Source organism: Bradyrhizobium sp. UFLA05-153 (genome assembly GCF_054185185.1).
In genome coordinates this window covers 76,578-95,743 of the sequence record NZ_JBBIAM010000029.1, presented here as the reverse complement: position 1 = coordinate 95,743, position 19,166 = coordinate 76,578, and the positions used below count along the sequence as shown (strand labels likewise).

At 64.1% G+C, this 19,166-nt stretch carries 18 protein-coding genes; 10 read left to right on the top strand and 8 right to left on the bottom strand.

The window, feature by feature from the left end:
• Positions 1 to 793 precede the first annotated feature (793 nt).
• The 4 genes from Q2941_RS19405 (at position 794) to Q2941_RS19390 (ending at position 6,149) form a co-directional block, all read left to right on the top strand.
• A complete protein-coding gene (locus Q2941_RS19405) occupies positions 794 to 4,171 on the top strand; it encodes a helicase-related protein (RefSeq protein ID WP_458193453.1) in 3,378 nt (1,125 codons plus the stop codon).
• 84 nt (positions 4,172 to 4,255) lie between these two features.
• The gene (locus Q2941_RS19400; RefSeq protein ID WP_458193455.1) at positions 4,256 to 4,510 is read left to right on the top strand and encodes an RNA-binding S4 domain-containing protein; all 255 of its coding nucleotides are present in this window, start codon (positions 4,256 to 4,258) and stop codon (positions 4,508 to 4,510) included.
• A 135-nt stretch (positions 4,511 to 4,645) separates the two neighbouring features.
• Positions 4,646 to 4,984 (top strand): ferredoxin FdxA, encoded by a 339-nt coding sequence (gene fdxA, locus Q2941_RS19395; protein WP_027526516.1) that lies wholly within the window; start codon positions 4,646 to 4,648, stop codon positions 4,982 to 4,984.
• Positions 4,985 to 5,324: 340 nt separating this feature from the next.
• Positions 5,325 to 6,149 (top strand): CarD family transcriptional regulator, encoded by an 825-nt coding sequence (locus tag Q2941_RS19390; RefSeq protein ID WP_458193452.1) that lies wholly within the window; start codon positions 5,325 to 5,327, stop codon positions 6,147 to 6,149.
• Positions 6,150 to 6,263: 114 nt separating this feature from the next.
• Here Q2941_RS19390 and Q2941_RS19385 read toward each other — a convergent pair whose 3' ends face one another.
• Both Q2941_RS19385 and Q2941_RS19380 read right to left on the bottom strand, forming a co-directional pair.
• Positions 6,264 to 6,467 carry a hypothetical protein gene (locus Q2941_RS19385; protein WP_458193451.1) on the bottom strand — a complete coding sequence of 68 codons (204 nt, stop codon included), beginning with the start codon at positions 6,465 to 6,467 and terminating at the stop codon, positions 6,264 to 6,266.
• The gene (locus tag Q2941_RS19380; protein ID WP_458193450.1) at positions 6,458 to 6,715 is read right to left on the bottom strand and encodes a hypothetical protein; all 258 of its coding nucleotides are present in this window, start codon (positions 6,713 to 6,715) and stop codon (positions 6,458 to 6,460) included. The genes Q2941_RS19385 and Q2941_RS19380 overlap by 10 nt, the downstream gene beginning before the upstream one ends.
• 367 nt (positions 6,716 to 7,082) lie before the next feature.
• On the opposite strand from Q2941_RS19380, the gene Q2941_RS19375 reads away from it, so the two are divergent.
• From Q2941_RS19375 to Q2941_RS19360, 4 genes are all read left to right on the top strand, one after another.
• Positions 7,083 to 8,339, top strand: coding sequence for a GTP cyclohydrolase II (locus Q2941_RS19375; protein WP_458193449.1), 1,257 nt, complete (start codon positions 7,083 to 7,085; stop codon positions 8,337 to 8,339).
• 8 nt (positions 8,340 to 8,347) lie between these two features.
• Positions 8,348 to 9,586, top strand: a complete 1,239-nt coding sequence (locus Q2941_RS19370; RefSeq protein ID WP_458193448.1) for a URC4/urg3 family protein — start codon at positions 8,348 to 8,350, stop codon at positions 9,584 to 9,586.
• A gap of 128 nt (positions 9,587 to 9,714) precedes the next feature.
• The gene (gene upp / locus Q2941_RS19365; RefSeq protein WP_027526512.1) at positions 9,715 to 10,344 is read left to right on the top strand and encodes a uracil phosphoribosyltransferase; all 630 of its coding nucleotides are present in this window, start codon (positions 9,715 to 9,717) and stop codon (positions 10,342 to 10,344) included.
• 127 nt (positions 10,345 to 10,471) lie between these two features.
• The gene (locus Q2941_RS19360) at positions 10,472 to 10,954 is read left to right on the top strand and encodes a c-type cytochrome (RefSeq protein WP_458193447.1); all 483 of its coding nucleotides are present in this window, start codon (positions 10,472 to 10,474) and stop codon (positions 10,952 to 10,954) included.
• A 42-nt stretch (positions 10,955 to 10,996) separates the two neighbouring features.
• On the opposite strand, the gene Q2941_RS19355 is transcribed toward Q2941_RS19360, so the two are convergent.
• Together Q2941_RS19355 and Q2941_RS19350 are read right to left on the bottom strand one after the other, a co-directional pair.
• Positions 10,997 to 11,836 (bottom strand): DUF1194 domain-containing protein, encoded by an 840-nt coding sequence (locus tag Q2941_RS19355; protein WP_027526510.1) that lies wholly within the window; start codon positions 11,834 to 11,836, stop codon positions 10,997 to 10,999.
• Positions 11,837 to 12,070: 234 nt separating this feature from the next.
• Positions 12,071 to 12,358, bottom strand: coding sequence for a hypothetical protein (locus tag Q2941_RS19350; RefSeq protein ID WP_035664194.1), 288 nt, complete (start codon positions 12,356 to 12,358; stop codon positions 12,071 to 12,073).
• Between the two features lie 423 nt (positions 12,359 to 12,781).
• Here Q2941_RS19350 and Q2941_RS19345 point away from each other — a divergent pair, with 423 nt between their 5' ends.
• Complete coding sequence (locus Q2941_RS19345) at positions 12,782 to 13,744, top strand: helix-turn-helix transcriptional regulator (RefSeq protein WP_027526508.1); 963 nt, start codon at positions 12,782 to 12,784, stop codon at positions 13,742 to 13,744.
• Between the two features lie 23 nt (positions 13,745 to 13,767).
• Here the strand turns inward: Q2941_RS19345 and Q2941_RS19340 are convergent, their stop codons facing one another.
• Positions 13,768 to 15,168, bottom strand: coding sequence for an adenylate/guanylate cyclase domain-containing protein (locus tag Q2941_RS19340; RefSeq protein WP_458193446.1), 1,401 nt, complete (start codon positions 15,166 to 15,168; stop codon positions 13,768 to 13,770).
• Positions 15,169 to 15,493: 325 nt separating this feature from the next.
• Here Q2941_RS19340 and Q2941_RS19335 point away from each other — a divergent pair, with 325 nt between their 5' ends.
• Positions 15,494 to 16,315 (top strand): outer membrane protein, encoded by an 822-nt coding sequence (locus Q2941_RS19335; RefSeq protein ID WP_254109897.1) that lies wholly within the window; start codon positions 15,494 to 15,496, stop codon positions 16,313 to 16,315.
• A gap of 121 nt (positions 16,316 to 16,436) precedes the next feature.
• Here the strand turns inward: Q2941_RS19335 and Q2941_RS19330 are convergent, their stop codons facing one another.
• From Q2941_RS19330 to Q2941_RS19320, 3 genes are read right to left on the bottom strand one after another with little or no spacing between them, the layout of a single operon-like run.
• Entirely contained in the window at positions 16,437 to 16,970 is a 534-nt protein-coding gene (locus tag Q2941_RS19330) for a response regulator transcription factor (RefSeq protein ID WP_027526506.1), read from the bottom strand.
• On the bottom strand, positions 16,960 to 18,357 hold the full coding sequence (locus Q2941_RS19325; RefSeq protein WP_458193445.1) for an ATP-binding protein: 1,398 nt from the start codon (positions 18,355 to 18,357) through the stop codon (positions 16,960 to 16,962). Before Q2941_RS19325 ends, Q2941_RS19330 begins: the two co-directional genes overlap by 11 nt.
• Entirely contained in the window at positions 18,329 to 19,162 is an 834-nt protein-coding gene (locus Q2941_RS19320; RefSeq protein WP_458193444.1) for an SURF1 family protein, read from the bottom strand. The genes Q2941_RS19325 and Q2941_RS19320 overlap by 29 nt, the downstream gene beginning before the upstream one ends.
• Positions 19,163 to 19,166: the final 4 nt, after the last annotated feature.

Genomic DNA, 19,166 nt, shown 5'->3' with positions numbered 1-19,166 from the left:
GATCCCGTACAGAAGCAGGTTCCTGGCGAGTGGATGACGCAAAAAGGGATTGACTAACCAGGGCCCGTTACAGAAGCCCGGATGGAGCGAAGCGTAATCCGGGATTCGTGCCCGGGGCTCCCGTATTCCGCTTCGCTCCATACGGGCTACGCGTTGGTGGCCTACTACAAATGGTGGAGAGCGTGTCCCCGCTTGTCTATCCCTACTGTGCATGGGGTTGTTTTCGACAAAATGGGGCGAGGCGCGTGACGAGCCCCGTAGCCCGATGTAGCAAAGCGAAATCCGGGATGCGCGTACCGCAAGGCCCCCCGTATTCCGCTTCGCACGGCTGATGAATCCATTTGACTCTCAGTCGATTTTGATTCGACTCCGGCCCGTCCCCAACGTTAAGGAACCCGCCCCGAAAACGCCGCTTGTGCGAGAGGCCAAAACTCCATCTAGTGCGCCTGAAAACGACCTGGCACGAGATGCTGCGTGAACGAATCCGGAAGCAAGGGGAGTCAGCGATTCGGCCGCGATTCGTTCCGGAGTCGTTCTGAAGTTTAAGTGCGGGCGAGAAAGCGTTGCAAAATGAGACAGTTGCGGGGGAGGTGGGCGATGCACCCACATATTCTGCTGTCATGCCCCGGCTTGACCGGGGCATCCAGTACGCCGCGGCTTCTCGGCTCAAGCACCGCCTCTGGAATACTGGATCGCCCGGTCAAGCCGGGCGATGACAGCGGTGTGTGTGGCAAACCCTCCGCCCCCAAACGCCACTGACAAACGGCCCAATCACGACTAGCTAATCCCCAGAATGGCCTTTCCTCCCTCCTCCTTTGCCTCCGAGCGCGCGCCTGGCGCGGGCGTCACTGCGGTGCTCGGGCCGACCAATACCGGCAAGACGCATCTCGCCATCGAGCGGATGCTCTCGCATTCGTCCGGCATGATCGGACTGCCGCTGCGGCTGCTGGCGCGCGAGGTCTATAACAAGATCGCCGATCGCGCCGGCGCCGAGAGCGTCGCGCTGGTCACCGGCGAGGAGAAGATCAAGCCGAGGAATCCGCGCTACTGGGTCTCCACCGTCGAGGCCATGCCGCGCGATCTCGATGTCTCCTTCCTCGCCGTCGACGAAGTGCAGATCGCCGCCGATCTCGAGCGCGGCCATGTCTTCACAGATCGCATCCTCAACCGTCGCGGCCGCGACGAGACGCTGCTGCTCGGTGCGGCGACGATGCGCCCGATCATCGAGCGTCTGCTGCCCGGCGCTTCCATGATCACGCGTCCCAGGCTCTCGAGCCTCGAATTTGCCGGTGACCGCAAGATCACGCGGCAGCCGCGGCGCACCGCGATCGTCGCGTTTTCCGCCGATGAGGTCTACGCGATCGCCGAGTTGATCCGCCGCCAGCATGGCGGCGCCGCCGTCGTGCTCGGCTCGCTCTCGCCGCGCACGCGCAATGCTCAAGTTGCGATGTACCAGAACGGCGACGTCGATTATCTCGTCGCCACCGATGCGATCGGCATGGGCCTCAATCTCGATGTCGACCACGTCGCATTCGCCTCCGACCGCAAGTTCGACGGCTACCAGTTCCGCCGCCTGACACCTGCCGAGTTCGCGCAGATCGCAGGCCGCGCGGGACGGGCCACGCGCAACGGCACGTTCGGCACAACCGGCCGCTGCGCGCCGTTCGAGCCCGAACTCGTCAATGCGCTGCAGAACCACACCTTCGATGCGGTGAAGGTATTGCAGTGGCGCAATTCGAAGCTCGATTTCTCCTCGCTCGGCGCGCTCCAGGTCTCGCTGAACCTGCCGCCCGGCCATGAGGCGCTGACGCGCGCGCCGATCGCCGAGGACATGCGCGTGCTCGATCACGCCGCCCGCGACGGCGAGGTCCGCGACAAGGCGCACGGCAAGGCGGCGGTGGAACGGCTGTGGGAGGCCTGCCAGGTCCCCGATTACCGGAAACTCTCGCCGGCGGCCCATGCCGAGCTCGTCACCACGCTCTATGGCTTCCTGATCGACAAGGGCTGCATCCCGGATAACTGGTTCGCCGCCCAGGTCGACCAGGCCGACCGCATCGACGGCGACATCGACACGCTGTCGGGCCGGATCGCGCATATCCGCACCTGGACCTTCGTCGCCAACCGCCCGGACTGGCTGAAAGACCCCGAACGCTGGCAGGGGGTCACGCGGGAGGTCGAAAATAAATTGTCAGATGCGCTCCATGAACGGCTTACAGAGCGTTTCGTTGATCGTCGTACCAGTGTATTGATGCGCCGCCTGCGGGAGAACACGAGCTTGAATACTGAAATCGGCAAGACCGGCGAAGTCATCGTCGAAGGCCACGTCATCGGCCGTCTTGATGGGTTCACCTTTGCACCGGATGCTGCGGAAGCAGGCTCCGATGCGAAAGCCTTGCAGGCTGCTGCGCAGGCGGTGCTCGCCGGCGAGATCAATGCGCGTGCCGAGAAACTGGGCGCTGCGCCCGACGAGCAGTTCGTGCTGACCTCGGAAGGCACCATCCGCTGGACCGGCGATGCCGTGGCGCGTCTCGTTGCCGCAGAGGAAGCGCTGCATCCGCGCTTGCGCATCATCTCCGACGAGCGCCTGACCGGGGCCCCGCGTGAAAAGGTGCAGGCGCGGCTCGAGCTCTGGCTCAAGACGCATGTCGAAAAGCTGCTCGGGCCGCTGTTCGAGCTGTCGAAGGCCGAGGACGTCACCGGCATCGCCCGCGGCATCGCCTATCAGCTCGTCGAGGCGCTCGGCGTTCTGGAGCGGCCGAAGATCGCCAATGAGCTGAAGGATCTCGACCAGCCCTCGCGCGCGACGCTGCGCAAGTATGGCGTGCGGTTCGGCGCCTATCACCTCTATTTCCCGCAGCTGCTCAAGCCCGCCGGGCGTGCGCTGGCCGCGCTGCTCTGGGCGCTGAAGCACGACAATGTCGATCTGTCAGCACTGTCGGGCGCGCAGCATCTGGCGAGCTCGGGCCGCACCTCGTTCCCCGCCGACAAGGCGTTGCCGCGCGATGCCTATCGCGTGCTCGGCTACAAGCAGTGCGGCGAGCGCGCCGTGCGCGTCGACATCCTGGAGCGTCTGGCCGATCTGATCCGTCCCGCGCTGGCCTGGCGCGAGACCTCGCCCGGCGCGAAGCCGCTAGGGGCGTTCGACGGCCGCGGCTTTGTCGTGACGCAGGGGATGACCTCGCTGACCGGCTCGGCCGGCGAAGATTTTGCCTCGGTGCTGCGCGCGCTCGGCTATCGCATGGAGAAGCGCGCGCCGCTGCCGCCGAAACCCGTCGTGGCAGAGACGGTCGCGGTCGAGACGCCGCCCGCTGAAGGCACCGCGGAAACGTCGAGCGAGACGGTCGCTGAGGCCGTTGCCCAAGTGCCGGCGGATGACGCAGCGCCTGCCGTTGAGGGCGCAGTCGAGCCGGTTACCGTCGAGGATGCGCCGGGCATGGAGCAGCATGAGGAAGAGCCTCACGCCGAGCCCGCGCTCGAGGCCACGCCCGAGGCGCCGGTAACGCCCGAGGATGCGCCCGGCATCGCACCGCCAGCGGAAGAAGCTGCAACCGTTCAAGCCGTCACCGAGGCCGCGCCGGCTGACGCTGCTGCCGCCGTGGAAGCTGCCGCATCGACTGACGCCGCCGCGCCTGCGGAAGCTGCCCACGCCGAGCCGCAGCTCGTCGAGGTCTGGCGTCCCGGCGGCCGTCACGAGGACCGCAAGCCGCGCCACGAGCGGCACCGCCCCCGCCATCATCAGCCGCGTCCGCAGGAAGGCGCGCAGGCCGCGCCCGCAGAGGGCGAAGCTGCAGCCGATGATGCCGCAAAGCCCGGCGAACGCCATCGTCACGGTGGCGGTCGCAAGGATTTTCGCAAGGGACGCGAGCAGGGCGAGGGCGGCGAGCGCCGCGAGCCGCGTGACGACAAGGGCCGCCGCTTCGAGGGCCAGGAACGTAACAAGGACCGCGACAAGGATCGCGATCGGGGCAAGGGCAAGTTCGGCGATCGCGACGGCGGCCGTGGCCGCGACCGCGACAAGGGCCGCGATCGTCGCGACCGCGAATCCGGTCCGTCACATCGCCCCTATGCCTCCAGCGCTTCCCCGCGCGAACGCGATCGCCCGATCGATCCGAACTCGCCCTTCGCAAAGCTCGCCGCGCTGAAAGAGCAGCTTGCCGGCCGCAAGGAGTAGCGTAGCGTTTTCGAGCGAAGTGCGGAGCGGTTCGCGTGAAGAAAACGCGTCAAAGGGAATAACGCCACGACCGAGCGCCAGCGGATCGACAAATGGCTGTGGCACGCTCGCGTGGTGAAGGCGCGCACGTCCGCAGCCGAGCTCGTCGAAAGCGGCCATGTCCGCGTCAACGGCGTGCGCGAGACCTCGCCCGGGCATGCGATCAAGGTCGGCGACGTCCTGACGATCGCGCTCGATCGCACCGTACGGGTGATGAAGGTGGTCGCCTTCACCGAGCGGCGCGGCGACGCAAACTCGGCGCGCGTGCTGTATGAGGAGTTGAATGAGCGCAAAGCGTAATTAATTGCGCTTAGCGTTCACTTCTTGGCCGAAGACGTGCGAAAACCCGTCATGATCGGCCGTTCCCGATCTTGCGGCGTCGGTATTTACGCGCTACGCAAGCCGCGAATTTGAGAGAGCTTTTCGGAGCGTTGGATGACTTACGTCGTCACTGAAAACTGCATCAAGTGCAAGTACACCGACTGCGTCGAGGTGTGCCCGGTAGATTGCTTCTACGAGGGCGAGAACATGCTGGTCATCCACCCCGACGAATGCATCGATTGTGGCGTGTGCGAGCCGGAATGCCCGGCTGACGCCATCAAGCCGGACACGGAACCCGGCCTCGAAAAGTGGCTGGAAGTGAACGCCGAATACGCCAAGAGCTGGCCGAACATCACCCAGAAGAAAGATTCGCCGGAGGACGCGAAGGAATTCGACGGCAAGGAAGGCAAGTTTGAGAAATATTTTTCTCAAAACCCCGGTTCTGGAGACTAACTCGGGTCAAACTTAACCCTAATACCTTAGTCAGCGCCGTAAACAGGCCAAAAAACCCCTAAATCATTGATTTTTGCGGGAAATGTGCTATATTGGGCACATTGAGCCGAACCCCGTCAGCCCCGTTGGCCCCTCTGGGTTCCCGTGAAACCTCATGTCGAACAGGGGCGTGGCAGTTTTCCGCGCGCAGGCTGTGTCACAGAAAACGCGTAAAAAGAGTACTTCTGCTAAGGCGTCCCATAAGGATGCCAAAAAAGTCGCCGCGGCCAGCCGTAGCGCATCCAAGGGTCGTGCGGCGACTAAGCACACGGCTGCAAAGTCCTCGAAGAAAAGAAGCGCAATGCCTCACAAGACTGCCAAGCCGGCCGCGAAAGCGACCGTTTCCAAGCCCGCGGCTGCCAAGGCTGCGGTCAAGCCTGCCGTGAAAGCGCCTGTTGCCGCTGCGCCCAAGACGCCTGTCGCCGCCAAGGCTCCCGTCAAAGCCCCCGTCGCTGCTGCCAAGCCCGCCGTGAAGCCGGCTGCCGCTGCGCCGAAGGTCGAGGAAAAGAAGGTCGTGACCCAGCGTCAGGGCTTCAAGGCCAATGAATTCGTCGTTTATCCCGCTCACGGCGTCGGCCAGATCCTGGCCATCGAGGAGCAGGAGATCGCCGGGGCCAAGCTCGAGCTGTTCGTCATCAACTTCATCAAGGACAAGATGACGCTGCGCGTTCCGACCGCCAAGGTCGCCAATGTCGGCATGCGCAAGCTGTCCGAGCCGGCGCTGGTCAAGAAGGCGCTGGAGACCCTCAAGGGCCGCGCCCGCGTCAAGCGCACCATGTGGTCGCGCCGCGCCCAGGAATACGAAGCGAAGATCAATTCGGGCGACATCGTCGCGATCGCGGAAGTCGTGCGCGACCTCTACCGCTCCGAATCGCAGCCCGAGCAGTCCTACTCCGAACGCCAGCTCTATGAAGCGGCGCTCGATCGTCTCTCCCGCGAGATTGCGGTGGTGCAGCACTCGACCGAGACCGAAGCGGTCAAGGAGATCGAGGCGCAGCTCGCCAAGAGCCCGCGCCGCACCAATGCCAAGGCCGAAGCCGCCGAGGGCGAGGCCGATGCGGACACCGAGGGCGATATCGACGATTCCGATGGCGACGATACGGCGGTCGCCGACGAGGCGGCGTAAGCAGCTTCGGCTCACGCTAGCATTCAAAAGCCCGGCCGTTCGGCCGGGCTTTGTGTTTTGGCGGCGGACACCTGGTCCGGCAGCTGGTCCTCGAATTGTGTTTCGGGCGTTGCGTCAACGCCGATTGCTTGCTTCCGCAAGATGCGGGAGCCGACGTCGAAGCCGAGGCCAGCCCCGGATCAGCAATGCGGATTTCCGAACCGGCTTGACCGGCTTGCAGTCGGGAAAGCGCGCAAGCAGCTCGGCCTTCAGAAACTCGAGGTGGCCGATCTGGGCGACGAGCTCCTTCAGGTCGCGTTCGCCGTCGATCAGCTCCACCTCGAGGCTCCGCAGTCGCCGTTTGTCGCCATCGTCGCGATCGACGAATTCATCTGCGTCATTGCCGGCCGCCACGCAAGCACGTCCTCCATCCGCTCCTTCAGGTTGGCCCGTCGGGCTTTCGCGGCCTTCAGCGTCGCGTCAAGCGCCTGGACGATCGCGTCCATGCGCAGCGGATCGGTCTCGGTAGCAGGTGTCAGCTCAAGTGCAGCCCTGCCTAGGGCGACAGCGAAAAAGCGCGACTTCATCAGTAATGTCAACATCATGCGCGTTGGTCGCGTAGTTCGGCCGGCGGGTTCGATTCCTTCTGCGTGCCCTTGGCGACGGCGCTTGGCTCTCTGCGCCAAATCCGAACCGGTATCACGAAGCCCTTGAGATCAGGCGGGCATTACGCATCTCCCGTCCACGCAGGAACTGCGGATTCAGCTGTTCGACCTCCTTTCGGTCCGGCCCGCGCTGCCGCGCGCCCCGGAATGAGGGAACAACTGTTGGATACAACACTGGCGATTAAGAGATGAACTGCTATGTTATTGAGATCGGTCATGAATGGCTTTGCCCCGTGACCGCGCTAGGCCCGTCCGACAGGCGGGCCGTTGGCTTTATAGGAGCCTGGTTATGAGCCGCTCAAACCGTACCGAACATATTCGCCTCACCTCCCATCCGGAGCCGGGCGGAAAGGCGGCCTTTCCGATTCAATGGGGCGCCGCGGACGCGCGCGCGCGCGGGCCGATCGTCGGCACGGTGTCGCGCGCCCAGGACCGCAACGTCATCGGCAGCCATGGCGGTTCCTATGCCGTCTATCGTGCGCTCGCGGTCTCCGCCGGCGCGCTCGATCCGATCCGGCGTCCCGATCTGACCAACACGTTTCCGGCCGCGACCATCGGGCCGTTCCGGCAATGGAGCGATCCGGAAAAGATCGTCGCGCTCGACCCCTGGGGGCATCTCGTCGCCGAGAATTTCCGTAAAGAAATCGCCGAAGGCGCCGACATCCGGCCGAGCATCGCGGTGACGCGCGCGCGGCTGGACCTGCCGGAAATCCGCGGCGCGCTGGTCGCCAAGCGGCTGAAGCCGGACGGCGAGGTCGTGCACGCCAATGGCAGCGTGTCGGTGGTGAAGATCGCGATCGATCCGGTCTGGTATCTGCCCGGCCTTGCCAAGCGCTTCGGCGCCAGTGAGACCGAGCTGCGGCGCACCTTGTTCGAGCAGACCGCGGGAATGTTCCCCGAGCTCGTGACGCGGCCCGACATGAAGGTATTCCTGCCACCGATCGGCGGCACCACGGTCTATCTGTTCGGCGACGTGGCGAAGCTGCCCGATCATCGTACCAGGATCACCTGCCGCGTGCACGACGAATGCAACGGCTCGGACGTGTTCGGCTCCGACATCTGCACCTGCCGCCCCTACCTCATTCACGGCATCGAGGAATCCGCGCGCGGCGCGCAGGAGGGTGGGCTTGGGCTCGTCGTCTACAACCGCAAGGAAGGACGGGCGCTCGGCGAGGTCACGAAATTCCTGGTCTACAATGCCCGCAAGCGCCAGGAGGACGGCGACGCAGCCGCCGCCTATTTCGAGCGGACCGAATGCGTTGCCGGCGTGCAAGATGCACGCTTCCAGCAACTGATGCCGGACACGATCCACTGGCTCGGCCTGAAGCGCATCGATCGCTTCCTGTCGATGAGCGACATGAAATATGACGCGCTTACGGGGCAGGGCATCGATATCGTCGAGCGCGTGCCGATCCCGCTGGAGCTCATTCCGGCCGATGCGCATGTCGAGATCGCCGCCAAGAAGGCGGCCGGATACTACGCCGAAGAGATTCCGACAGCGAAGGACTTGACCGACACGGTCGGACGCTCGCTGGAGAAATATTGAGTCACGTGATGGCGGCGGCCACAGAACGAGAGGCCCGATCGCTGCTCTCGGCGGAAGCGGTCCGCGCGCGCGCCGCGCAGATGCTCGACATCGGCCTCGACGGCGGACTGACGCATTTCACGGTTCATCTCGATCGCATGGACGCTGTCGTGGATGCCGTGCTCGCGGTCACGCGGCGGTCCTATCCTGCGCTGGATATTCCCTTTCACGCACGTTGGCGGCACTTCGTCCTCGGCGGCGCCGACCGTTGGTCGCGCCTCGCGGACACCGTGTCCTGGCCGGATCGCGCCGCGCGGGCGCGCGCCGAGTTCGATCTCGCCATCGTCAGCGTGCTGCTGGATGCAGGCGCCGGCGCTGCCTGGCGCTACCGCGATGCCATGACGGGGCAGGACATCGGCCGCTCCGAGGGGCTTGCCCTGGCAAGCCTCGACATGTTCGCAAGGGGCGCGTTTTCCGGTGACCCGCGCTCTCCCTTCCGCGTCGATGCGGATGTGATCGCACAACTCCCGCTCGCGCGGCTCGAGTCCGGCCTTCAGGTCACGGACAGCAATCCGCTGCTGGGCCTTGAGGGACGCACGGATTTGTTGCGGCGCCTGGGGCAGCTGGTGGCGTCTCGTCTGCAGGTCTTCGGTACGCATGATCGGCCGCGTCCGGGTGGGTTGTTCGATCACCTCGCGGCAAGAGCCGTGAGCGGCGCGATCGCCGCACCAGTCATTCTCGCCGAAGTGCTGAGCCAGCTCGGACCGATCTGGCCGTCGCGACTCGAGCTTGCCGGCATTGCGCTCGGCGATTGCTGGCGCCACCCCGCGATCAAGACCGATGACGCGACCACAGGCCTCGTGCCCCTGCACAAGCTGTCGCAATGGCTGAGCTATTCGCTGATCGAGCCCTTGCAGCGCGCCGGCTTTGACGTGACCGACATCGACGGCCTCACCGGGCTCGCCGAATACCGCAACGGCGGCTTGTTCGTCGATCTCGATGTGCTTGTTCTGCGCGATGCTCTGGATTCGGAGCGCTCTCACGGAGTGGATTCCCTCCTCGTCGTGGAGTGGCGGGCACTGACGGTCGCCTTGTTGGACCGGCTCGCCGAGCATGTCCGCGCGCGGCTCGGTCGCGATCGCACCTCGTTGCCGCTTGCAAGCATTTTGGAAGGCGGCACCTGGGCTGCGGGCCGCGCCGCTGCCTTTGCGCGGCGCCCCGACGGCGCGCCGCCGATCAAGGTCATCAGCGATGGGACGGTTTTCTAAGCCATGAGATTTGGTTCGACCGATTGCGGACCCGCGTGCACGCTGTGCCCCTCTCCGACAAGGGGAGAAGGAAAAGATCTCGGCTGATCGCGATTCAATCAAAGCTCATTTTTTGGGAGCATCACGTCATGGAAGGCGTCACGATCGTCGATCATCCCCTGGTCCAGCACAAGCTGACGCTGGTGCGGGACAAGTCCATCTCGACAAAATCCTTCCGTGAGCTCGTCAAGGAGATCGGCATGCTCCTGTGCTACGAAGTCACGCGCGATCTTCCGCTCGCCGAGGTCGTCGTCGACACGCCGCTTGCGCGCATGCAGTCGGCCAAGATCGCCGGCAAGAAGCTGGTGTTCGTTCCGGTGCTGCGTGCCGGCACGACGTTCGTCGACGGCATGATGGATCTGGTCCCCACCGCGCGCGTCGCCCATATCGGGCTCTATCGCGAACCGCACAGCTTCGCGGCCGTCGAATATTTCTTCAAGTCGCCGTCCGACCTCGGCGAACGGCTCGCGATCGTGGTGACGCCGGTGCTTGCAACGGCCAACACGGCAGTGGCTGCGGTCGACCGGCTGAAGGAGCGCGGCGCGAAGGATATCCGGCTCGCCTGCCTGATCGCCGCGCCCGAAGGCCTCGAGCGGATCCGCGGCCTGCATCCGGACGTCCCGATCTGGACGGCAGCCATCGATGAAGGGCTCGACGAGCACGGCTACATCCTGCCGGGCCTCGGCGATGCCGGCGACCGCGCGTACGGAACGCGGTAGCGCAGCGCCCTGGCAGACAATTTCATTTGAATTCCAGCGCCGATCCGCCAATTGCAAGATGCTGGTGAGATACGGGACTTCGACACCGCCTTGAGTCGCATAGTCGCTGCGCCAGCGAGGTGATCAAATGAAGCAGCCGCAGTTCCTGGCGCGCCTTGCCTTGCCGAAGTTCGGCCGGTTGCGAGACGCGCATGTGCAGCACATCGGTTGGGTGAGCGCACTCGTGGCCCTCGGCGGGGTGGCGTGCATGCTGTATTCGCCTTCCCATGGACAGCAGCCGGGGCCACAAAGTCTCGATGCCGCCTCAGGACAACGAGCGTTCAACAATGCATGTCGGACCTGCCACACGATCAAGGACGGCGACAATCGCTTGGGCCCGCATCTGTACAGGATCGTCGGAAGGAAGGCCGGCTCGCTGCCGGATTATAACTACTCGAGCGCGATGAAGGGGGCGGACCTCGTCTGGGACGAAGATAAGCTCGAGCGCTTCATCGCCAATCCGGACGAGTTGATACCGGGCAACAGCATGAAACCATACAGCGGACTGGCATCTGCCGACGACAGAGCAAGAATAGTTTCCTTCCTGCGATCGGACGCGTCGAGCCAATAGCTCGCCTTTTCACTCGCCCGTTCGCCAGCCGCTTGCCGATGCTCACCACCGGCTTCGTCTCTCCCATATTTCCTCGCCGATGCCACAGGACACCCTCGGCCCGCTTTCGGCCGCCGGGACGATCCGGTACGCCGGTGTTCGGCCGGCGACCTCCAGCGTGAGCTTGGTCTTGATTGCCTCCTTGAACTTCTCGCGCTCCCTGATTGCCAGCATAAACGAGCCCGGGCCTCCGATCACGCAATCCTCGTAGTAAAAATCAAGGTCATCGATATCCATCATCGAAACGGTCGCGCCTTTCACCATGATCGGCAGGCCGTTAATCGTGATGCCCTTCTCCAGCGCCGCATTCCGCGCCTTGGTAACCGGGGGCCCTTCGTTGTTCGCACCATCGCCGGAAATATCGATCACGCGTCGCAGCCCGTGGTACGGGTTTTGGTCGAACAGCGGAATTGCAAAATGGATCGCGCCGGAAATCGACGTGCGGGAGCCCCGGCGAACCGGCGTTTTCATGATCTCGGCGGCCAGCGCATCTGCGGACTCCGGACCGTCGATGAGCCTCCAGGGCACGATGATCCTCTGATCATCCGATGCAGACCATTCGAAATAGGTCACGGCCAGCCTCTTGCTTGGCCCGGCCTTGAGCGCCTGGAGAAATTCATCGGAGATGACGGCCTGCGCGTAGCCTTCGCGCTGGACGACAAGCTCGTCCTCGTCCATCGAATAGGAGACATCGACGGCAATGACGAGTTCGGCATCGACGGAGGGCAGGGCGTCCTTGTCGACCAATTGATGCCCGAAATTGCCGACGGCGGTGCTGGCGAAGTTGCCTCCAGCGATAGTGCCCGCGATCAGCAATCTCAGGAGCCAGACATACTTGCGCATGCAGGTCCTCGTTCGGGTTGTACTCACATGCACGCGCTCAGACGACGTGCGCGTGTCCAACTTGATCGTGCAGACGGAGGTAACCAGTCACTGTGTGGCGAAACGGCGCACCGGACCCGGTTGCCGCCGCCCCGGATAAGGAATGTCCGAGGCGGCTCCTGAAATCATGCTTGCGTCAAAATGGCATCTGCAAAGCTGTTAGCGGGATGCATGGTAATATCACAGGCCGCTCTACTACCGCGAAGAGAACCCGACGGTCGTCAGTTTCGGCGCCTTCTGCTGCGCGATCATGCTCTGACGCGGAGTCAGGACGGCGATCTGGTGGGGAGAAGCAGGCATACCAGCAGCCTCCAGCATCGGGGTGGGCGACTGCTCCTGAACTCCGGATGCCCCCATCACCGCAACCTGGTGCCACGTGATCGGAAAGCCCGTCAGTTCAAAGCTTGGAAGTTCTGCTGCCCCTGCGGAGAAGCCGACTACCATCGCCGGCCCAATTACAACCATCAAGAACATCTTCTTCATGGCAATCTCCTTCCGTCGGATATGCGCGAAAAGTGAACCAGCTCACATCCCGCCACGACAAATTGAAATATGCTATTTTCCTGCGCACCTTAACTTGCCAGACTAGCAAACGAACGGCAGTTCTTCTTGGTCAATTGCGAACGGCAGCACCGAACCTGGGTACGCGAATTGTCAACACGCTCGGATTGTGGTTCGGCTGAATAAGTTGCCGGCAAGATGCTGATCGAAGGAGTCAACCACGTGACTCTGCGAATCGAGTCAAGCAGCAGATGCCCCCATGCTCCACCGGAGTGGTGTACCACCCGGTGCGCGCGACAACAGAGCATCTCACGCCTCGATTCCGCTCCTGCTTAGCGGGGTTTTGAGGCGCGTCTGAGGTCGAAGCTCATGAGTGAAACAGGAAAGCGCCAGACGTCGGAATGCTTGCCTGAACTCGCAACATTTCGACTTTCGACCGACAAGTTTCCCCAGCGAAAGCGCCTGTCCATGTGGCGCGAGGAATTCGGCGACAAGATCCTTCGCGTCGATATCGAGCCGTTGTCGGATATTCCATTCCACGCCAGGTCGACGTTGCGTATCCTGCCGGGGCTGAATGCGTTCTCTTCCACCTCATCGCCGCTTCGATTTCGCCGCACGAGCGATGGGCCCGATGCTGATGGATCAATTGCGCTCATCATCAACATGACGAAGGACTGTGTCGTATCTCAGCGGGGCCGGGAGGTGACGCTCCGCGCGGGCGATGCAGTCGCAGTGCATCACAGGAGCAGGGGGAGCGCGAGCTTTGCGGAAGGAAGCTACTTCGCTCTGGTGATCCCGCGCGCTGAGCTTGCGTCGCGCCTGAGCAATCTCGATGAGCCGACGATGCAGCCTATCCCGCGCGAGCAGACCACCCTGCGGCTCATTAGAAGCTATATGCGTCCGCTATGGGACGAGCTTCGCCTGGCCACGTCCGATCTACGTAGCCTGGTGGCGACGCACGTTCATGATCTTGCGGCAATGATGCTGAGCCGTGAGCATTTGTCAGGTGAGAGCAACGCCAGCGCGGTGGTGGCGACCCGATTGGCCGCCGTATTGGACTATATCGGTGCCCACTTCGACGATCCGGAACTCAATCTGGATACGGTCGCGCATAGCCAAGGCGTTTCTCCTCGCTACCTGCAGCGGCTGCTCGAAACCTCGGGATCATCCTTTACCGCCCAGGTGAACGAGCTGCGCCTGCAACGGGCGTTCGCGCTTCTGACGGAGCCGGCCGCGAGCCCGAGACTGATTTCCGACATTGCATTGGAGGTCGGCTTTTCCGACATCTCCTATTTCAATCGATCGTTTCACTCGCGCTTTGGCGAGTCGCCGAGTGGCATACGAACCCAGTCAAGAAGATCGCATTGACGACGCCGGCGGAGCTGTCCGATCTACGGCTCTCCAGCGCGCGCCTGCGTCCAGATCGCGATCGGCTGCTCGAGGCCGCGGACGACCTGCGGGGCCTGGGCCATCAGCGGACGAAACGCCGCGTCGGCCTCGCCGAGCTCGATCCTGGCGCGCCTGACGAGATCGTCGCTGGCCACCAGCGCACAGCCGAGCGTGCGCGTCAGGGATTCGAGCCGGCTTGCCGCGTTCACTGTCGAGCCGATCACCGCAAATTCGAGACAGGTCACCCCGATATCGCCGAGCACGACGGGTCCGTAATGCAGGCCAAAGCTGACGCGGATCGGAGACTCGCCGGCCGCTTTGCGCTGCTCGTTCCAGCGATCCGCGGCCGCCATCATCGCCTGGGCACAGCGTAACGCGTGGATGGCATCAAGCTTGCCGACGAAGGGCGTGCCGAAGGTCGCCATCAACCCGTCGCCGAGATATTTGTCGAGCGTCCCGCTGTGGCGGAACACCTCCTGTTCCATCAGCGCGTGGAATTCGCGCAATGTGCGCACGACGTCTTCCGGTGTTCGCGCGTCGGCAAAGGCCGTGAAGCCGACGATGTCGACGAACAGAACCGCGACGTTTTGCGTGCGTACCTGCTTCAGCGGCTCGTCATGCCGCGACAATTCCTCGACCACGTTCGGCGAGAAGTAGCGCGCGAGATTGCCGCGTTCGCGCTCCACTGCGGCATGGCGGATCAGGAGATCGTTGCTGCGGCGCACCGCCAGGGCGAGCGTCGCCGCGACGATCATGAACACGACGATTTCCTGGATGCGCGTGCCGAGCGCGATCGAACTTGGCGAGATCAACTGAAACAGCCTGTGATCGCTGCCGAGCGCTGCGGCGATGCGGGCGGTCAGTTCAGGGGCGCGATCCGGTTGCCACCACACCCAGGCAACGCCGATGCTCCAAAGAGCCGCAGTCCACGTTCCGACTGCGATGACGGTCCGCCAGGAGTAGGCCAGCGTCGCACCCGACAGCAGCACGAAGAAATAGATGAAGTTGCCGAAATGGAGTTGCATCGCCACGGGCAAGCGCGCGGAAACGAACGGATTCGGCATGACGAGGATCAAAGTCAGCAGTGCGAGGTCGCAGAACAACAGCGCCAGCTCCGGCCTCGACACGCCGACCCGCCCAACCCTGACCTGGGCCCAGCCAATCAGTGCGAACAGACCGAGCAACGCCACATAATAAAGCTGGTCCCATACCGGATTGATGTAGATGAGCAGGCAGGCGATCACCGTGAGCGCGACATAGCGCGCCCGCACCGCCAGCTGCAGGCCCTCCTGCTTGGCCGCTGCGAGCGCGGCCTGTGCAAACTCGACGGTTTCGGTCTCGCGCCGATCGCGCGCACGCGGCAATACGGCGGACAGGTCAAGACGCTCGACAAGCGTGGTCACGGGGCGGTCTCCTCGTGTGGGCTTTTGCAGCACATTGACGAACGTCAGCGTCCGCAACAAACGAATAGTGCGGAGAAGGTTGTCGCGCCAGCCTTGCGATGGCGCCACAGGCGAAGTTCCGGTCGCGCGGCCGACCGGTGTGTCGCGGCCGCGCAACACATGGTGACAGAACCGCTGTCGATTTCGTGCGAGTCCATATGGTAGTCGCCTCCGTCCAAGAAGGCGGGCGCGGTCGTTGCTAGCTTGCCGGTGACACTAAGGTGTGACCATCGAGGTCGGGCACCGCCACGGCGCGAGCCGATCTGACTGACTTGAGGTTCTCTAGATGAAGCGAGTTCTGTTCGCCGCGGCGTTTGCCGCCGTTGCCGGGATGGGCGCCGCCCACGCCGCCGACCTTGCCGCCCGTCCCTATACCAAGGCGCCCGCGGCGGCCGCAGTCGAGAGCTGGACCGGGTTTTATCTCGGCGCAGATGTGGGGGCCCGCTGGTCCGATACGACCTGGACCTCGACAGCCTTGGAGGATCCTGTCTGGGCAGGTGGGTCGTCCCTGCTTCTCCAGGGCAACCCCGCCAGCTTCAACAGCACGTCGTTTCGTGGCGGTGGCTATGCTGGCTACAACTGGCAGGTCGCGCCGTCCTGGGTGATCGGCATCGAGGGCGATGTTGCCTGGGCGGACAACAACAAGACGCTTGCCGGCGTCCCCGGCACCTGGGGGAGTAGCACCCCCGCCTCTCTCATTGCGATCGATAGCACCACCGTAAAGCTCGGTTGGGATGCGAGCATTCGCGGCCGCGTCGGCTGGCTGGTTGCTCCGAGCGTGATGCTGTTCGGCACCGGTGGTATTGCCTGGCAGGACGTCTCGCTGACTGCGAACTGCATGCGCACCGGGCCGTGGTGCATCCTCGATCGCACCGAAACGTTCCACAAGGTGGCAACCGGGTGGACCGTGGGCGGCGGCATCGAAGCCAAGGTTTGGAGCAACTGGCTTGCGCGGGCCGAATATCGCTACGCCGATTTCGGGCACGTCGACCACGAATTCTTCCCGCAGACAGTCGATTCCGTCTTCATGAACCAGAGCTTGAAGACCCATGCCGTGTCGGTCGGTTTGGCGTACCAGTTCGGCGGACCGGTGGTTGCGAAATATTGATCGCGCCGCGCCGAATTAGCCGCGGCGTTCATCGTTCCCGTAACTTAAGCCCGGCTTCAAGCCGGGCTTTTTTTTTGGTGCGGTGCGTAGGGTGACTAGATCACGGCCAGGCAAGGCCCGCTCACTTCACCGGCCGCTTCTCGAGCTTCCGGGCCAGCGTGCGGCGGTGCATGCCGAGGCGACGTGCGGCTTCCGAGATATTGAAATCCGTCTCGATCAGCGTCTGGTGGATGCGTTCCCATTCCAGCGTCTTGATCGAGGTGGGACGCGCGTCTAGCGCCACCTCGGCATTGCCTTCGGCCTTCTGGAACGCGGCTTCGATGTCGTCGGTGTTGGAGGGCTTTGCGAGATAGTGGCAGGCCCCGAGCTTGATTGCCTCCACTGCGGTGGCGATGCTGGCAAAGCCCGTGAGCACCACGATCAGCATGTCGGGATCATGGGTGTGCAGCAGCTCGACACAGGCAAGACCGGAGGCGCCGCCGAGCTTGAGGTCGACGACGGCGTGGCCGAACGATTTGTCCTCGAGCTCCTTGCGGACCTCCTCGATCGAGGCGGCGATCACGACGGAATAGCCGCGGCGCTCGAATGAGCGCTTCAGCGTGCGCGCAAAGCTCGCGTCGTCCTCGACGATGATCAGGGACTGCTCAGGCGTCAAAACCGCCTCCGATGGCAAGCGTGGAGAGAGGCAGCACGAGCCGCACGGTGGCGCCGCGCTTCCTGTGGTTCTCCGCGGTCACCATGCCCCCAAGCTTGCGCACGACGTTGACCACCAGGAACAGGCCGAGCCCGCCGCCGGCGCGGCCCTTGCTCGACTGGTAGGGTTTTCCGAGCTGCGCCAGCATCTCCCGCGCAAAGCCCGGGCCGCGGTCGCTGATCGACAGCACGAGCTTGTCGTCCTCGCGCTCGGCCAACAGCTCGACCCAGTCGCGCGAGACCTCGTAAGCGTTGTCGAGCACGTTGAAGATCACCTGCTTCAGCGCGATGTCGGAGACGATCGCGACGTCCTCGCCAAAAGTGTTGGTGAAGTAGAGCGTGCGCGCCGAGCGCGCGTTGCGCCATTCCTCGACCAGCGCGGTCAGGAAGGCGGCCACCGTCGTCGGCGCCGAGCCCTCGCCGCGGGCTTCGCCAGCGGAGACCAGGATGCCGGTCACGATCGATTTGCAGCGTTGCAGCGAGGTCTCCATCTCGGCGAGATCCTCGGCGAGCTCGTCGCGGCCGCCAAGCTCCGGCATGCGGCGCCAGTCGTTGAGGATGACCGAGAGCGAGGCGAGTGGCGTGCCGAGCTCATGCGCCGCGCCCGAGGCGAGCAGGCCCATGCGGACGATGTGATCCTCCTCGGCGGCATGCTGGCGCAGCGCCGCCAGATGCGCGTCGCGGTCGCGAAGGTTCCTGTTGATGCGGGTCACGAACACCACCAGCAGCACGGCGTTGAGCGCGAAGCCGAAGAGCATGCCGACGACGGTCAGGCTGTAGGTGTCGCTCAGGGGGTTATGCGGCAGGTCCAGCGGCCGGTAGGCGAGCGTCAGCCAGACGAAGGCGGCGCAGGTCAGTGCCACCAGCGACCAGGTCGAGCGGGCATCGAGCAGCACTGCACCCAGCGTCACCTGCAACAGGAACAGCGAGGTGAAGGGATTGGTGGCGCCACCGCTGAGGTAAAGCTGGGCGGTAAGCGCGGCGACATCGAGCATCAGCGCGACCAGCAGCTCGTTGTTGGTGATCGCGGCACGGTGGCGCACCCAGACCAGGCTCGAAATGTTGAGCAGCACCAGCGCCGAGATCACCGCGCCCATCCGCGCGAGCGGCAGCTCGATGCCGAGCCCGAAATGCGCCGCCCCGATCGTGATGATCTGGCCGACCACCGCGGTCCAGCGCAGCTGGATCAGCAGCGCCATGTTCTTGCGGTTGGTCTCGTCGTCGGTCGGCGAGAGCAGGGATGTCGCGGTCAGCTCGGTGCGGCCGTCCACCTGCGCAGGAAGCGCAGCCGCGTCATGTCCGAGAGAGCGCTTTCCCTTCTCAGGTCGGCTCGACGATCGTTCCAGCATCTGATCCCGTCCCGCGGGCGGCGGTCTTGCCGGCCCTTTCGTGGACAAAGCGCCCGCGGCGGAACAGCCCGCCGCCGAATGTGACGAATAGTTTGCCGGCCAGCATAAAGGCCAGCGCAAACCATGTCAGCGCGTAAATCAGGTGGTTATTGGGAAAGCGGATCACGGTCAATCCGCCGATCGGATAGACGCCGGCGTTGGGGGCTGCGTCGGCATCGATGAAGAAGGGCGCGACCTCATCATTAAGTCCGCGCGCGGCGGCGATCGCTGCGACATCGCGCGAGTACCAGCGATCATGCGCGGGATCGTTGTCGCGCAGGAAGCCGCCCTTCGGCTCGGTCATGCGCAGGAGACCGTTGATCACGATCGTGCCGGATGCGTCACCATCCGGCCGCGTCGCGGGATCGCGCTTGTCGGCCGGCACGAAGCCGCGATTGATCAGGACCATCGTGCCGTCGTCGCGCAGAAGCGGCGTCAGCACCCAGAAGCCGGCGCCTTCCTCCGTCACGGCTTTGACCAGCGTCTCCCGGTCATTCAGCAGGCGGCCGGCGACGCTGACGTGGCGGTATTCGTCGCTCGCGGCCGTGACCGCGGGCCAGGCCGCGGGCGGCGGCAGCGCGATTGTCGTGGCGTGAACGCGCGCCTCGACGCGATCGATCAGCACGAGCTTCCAGGCGCGCCGCTGGACCTGCCAGACGCCGAGGCCGATCAGGATAGCGATAGCAAGGAGAGAGAGCGTCGTGAGCCACAGGGAAGGGCGCGCAGCCTTGGCGAGGCTGCGCGTTGTCCGTCCGTCGTGTCTCACGGAT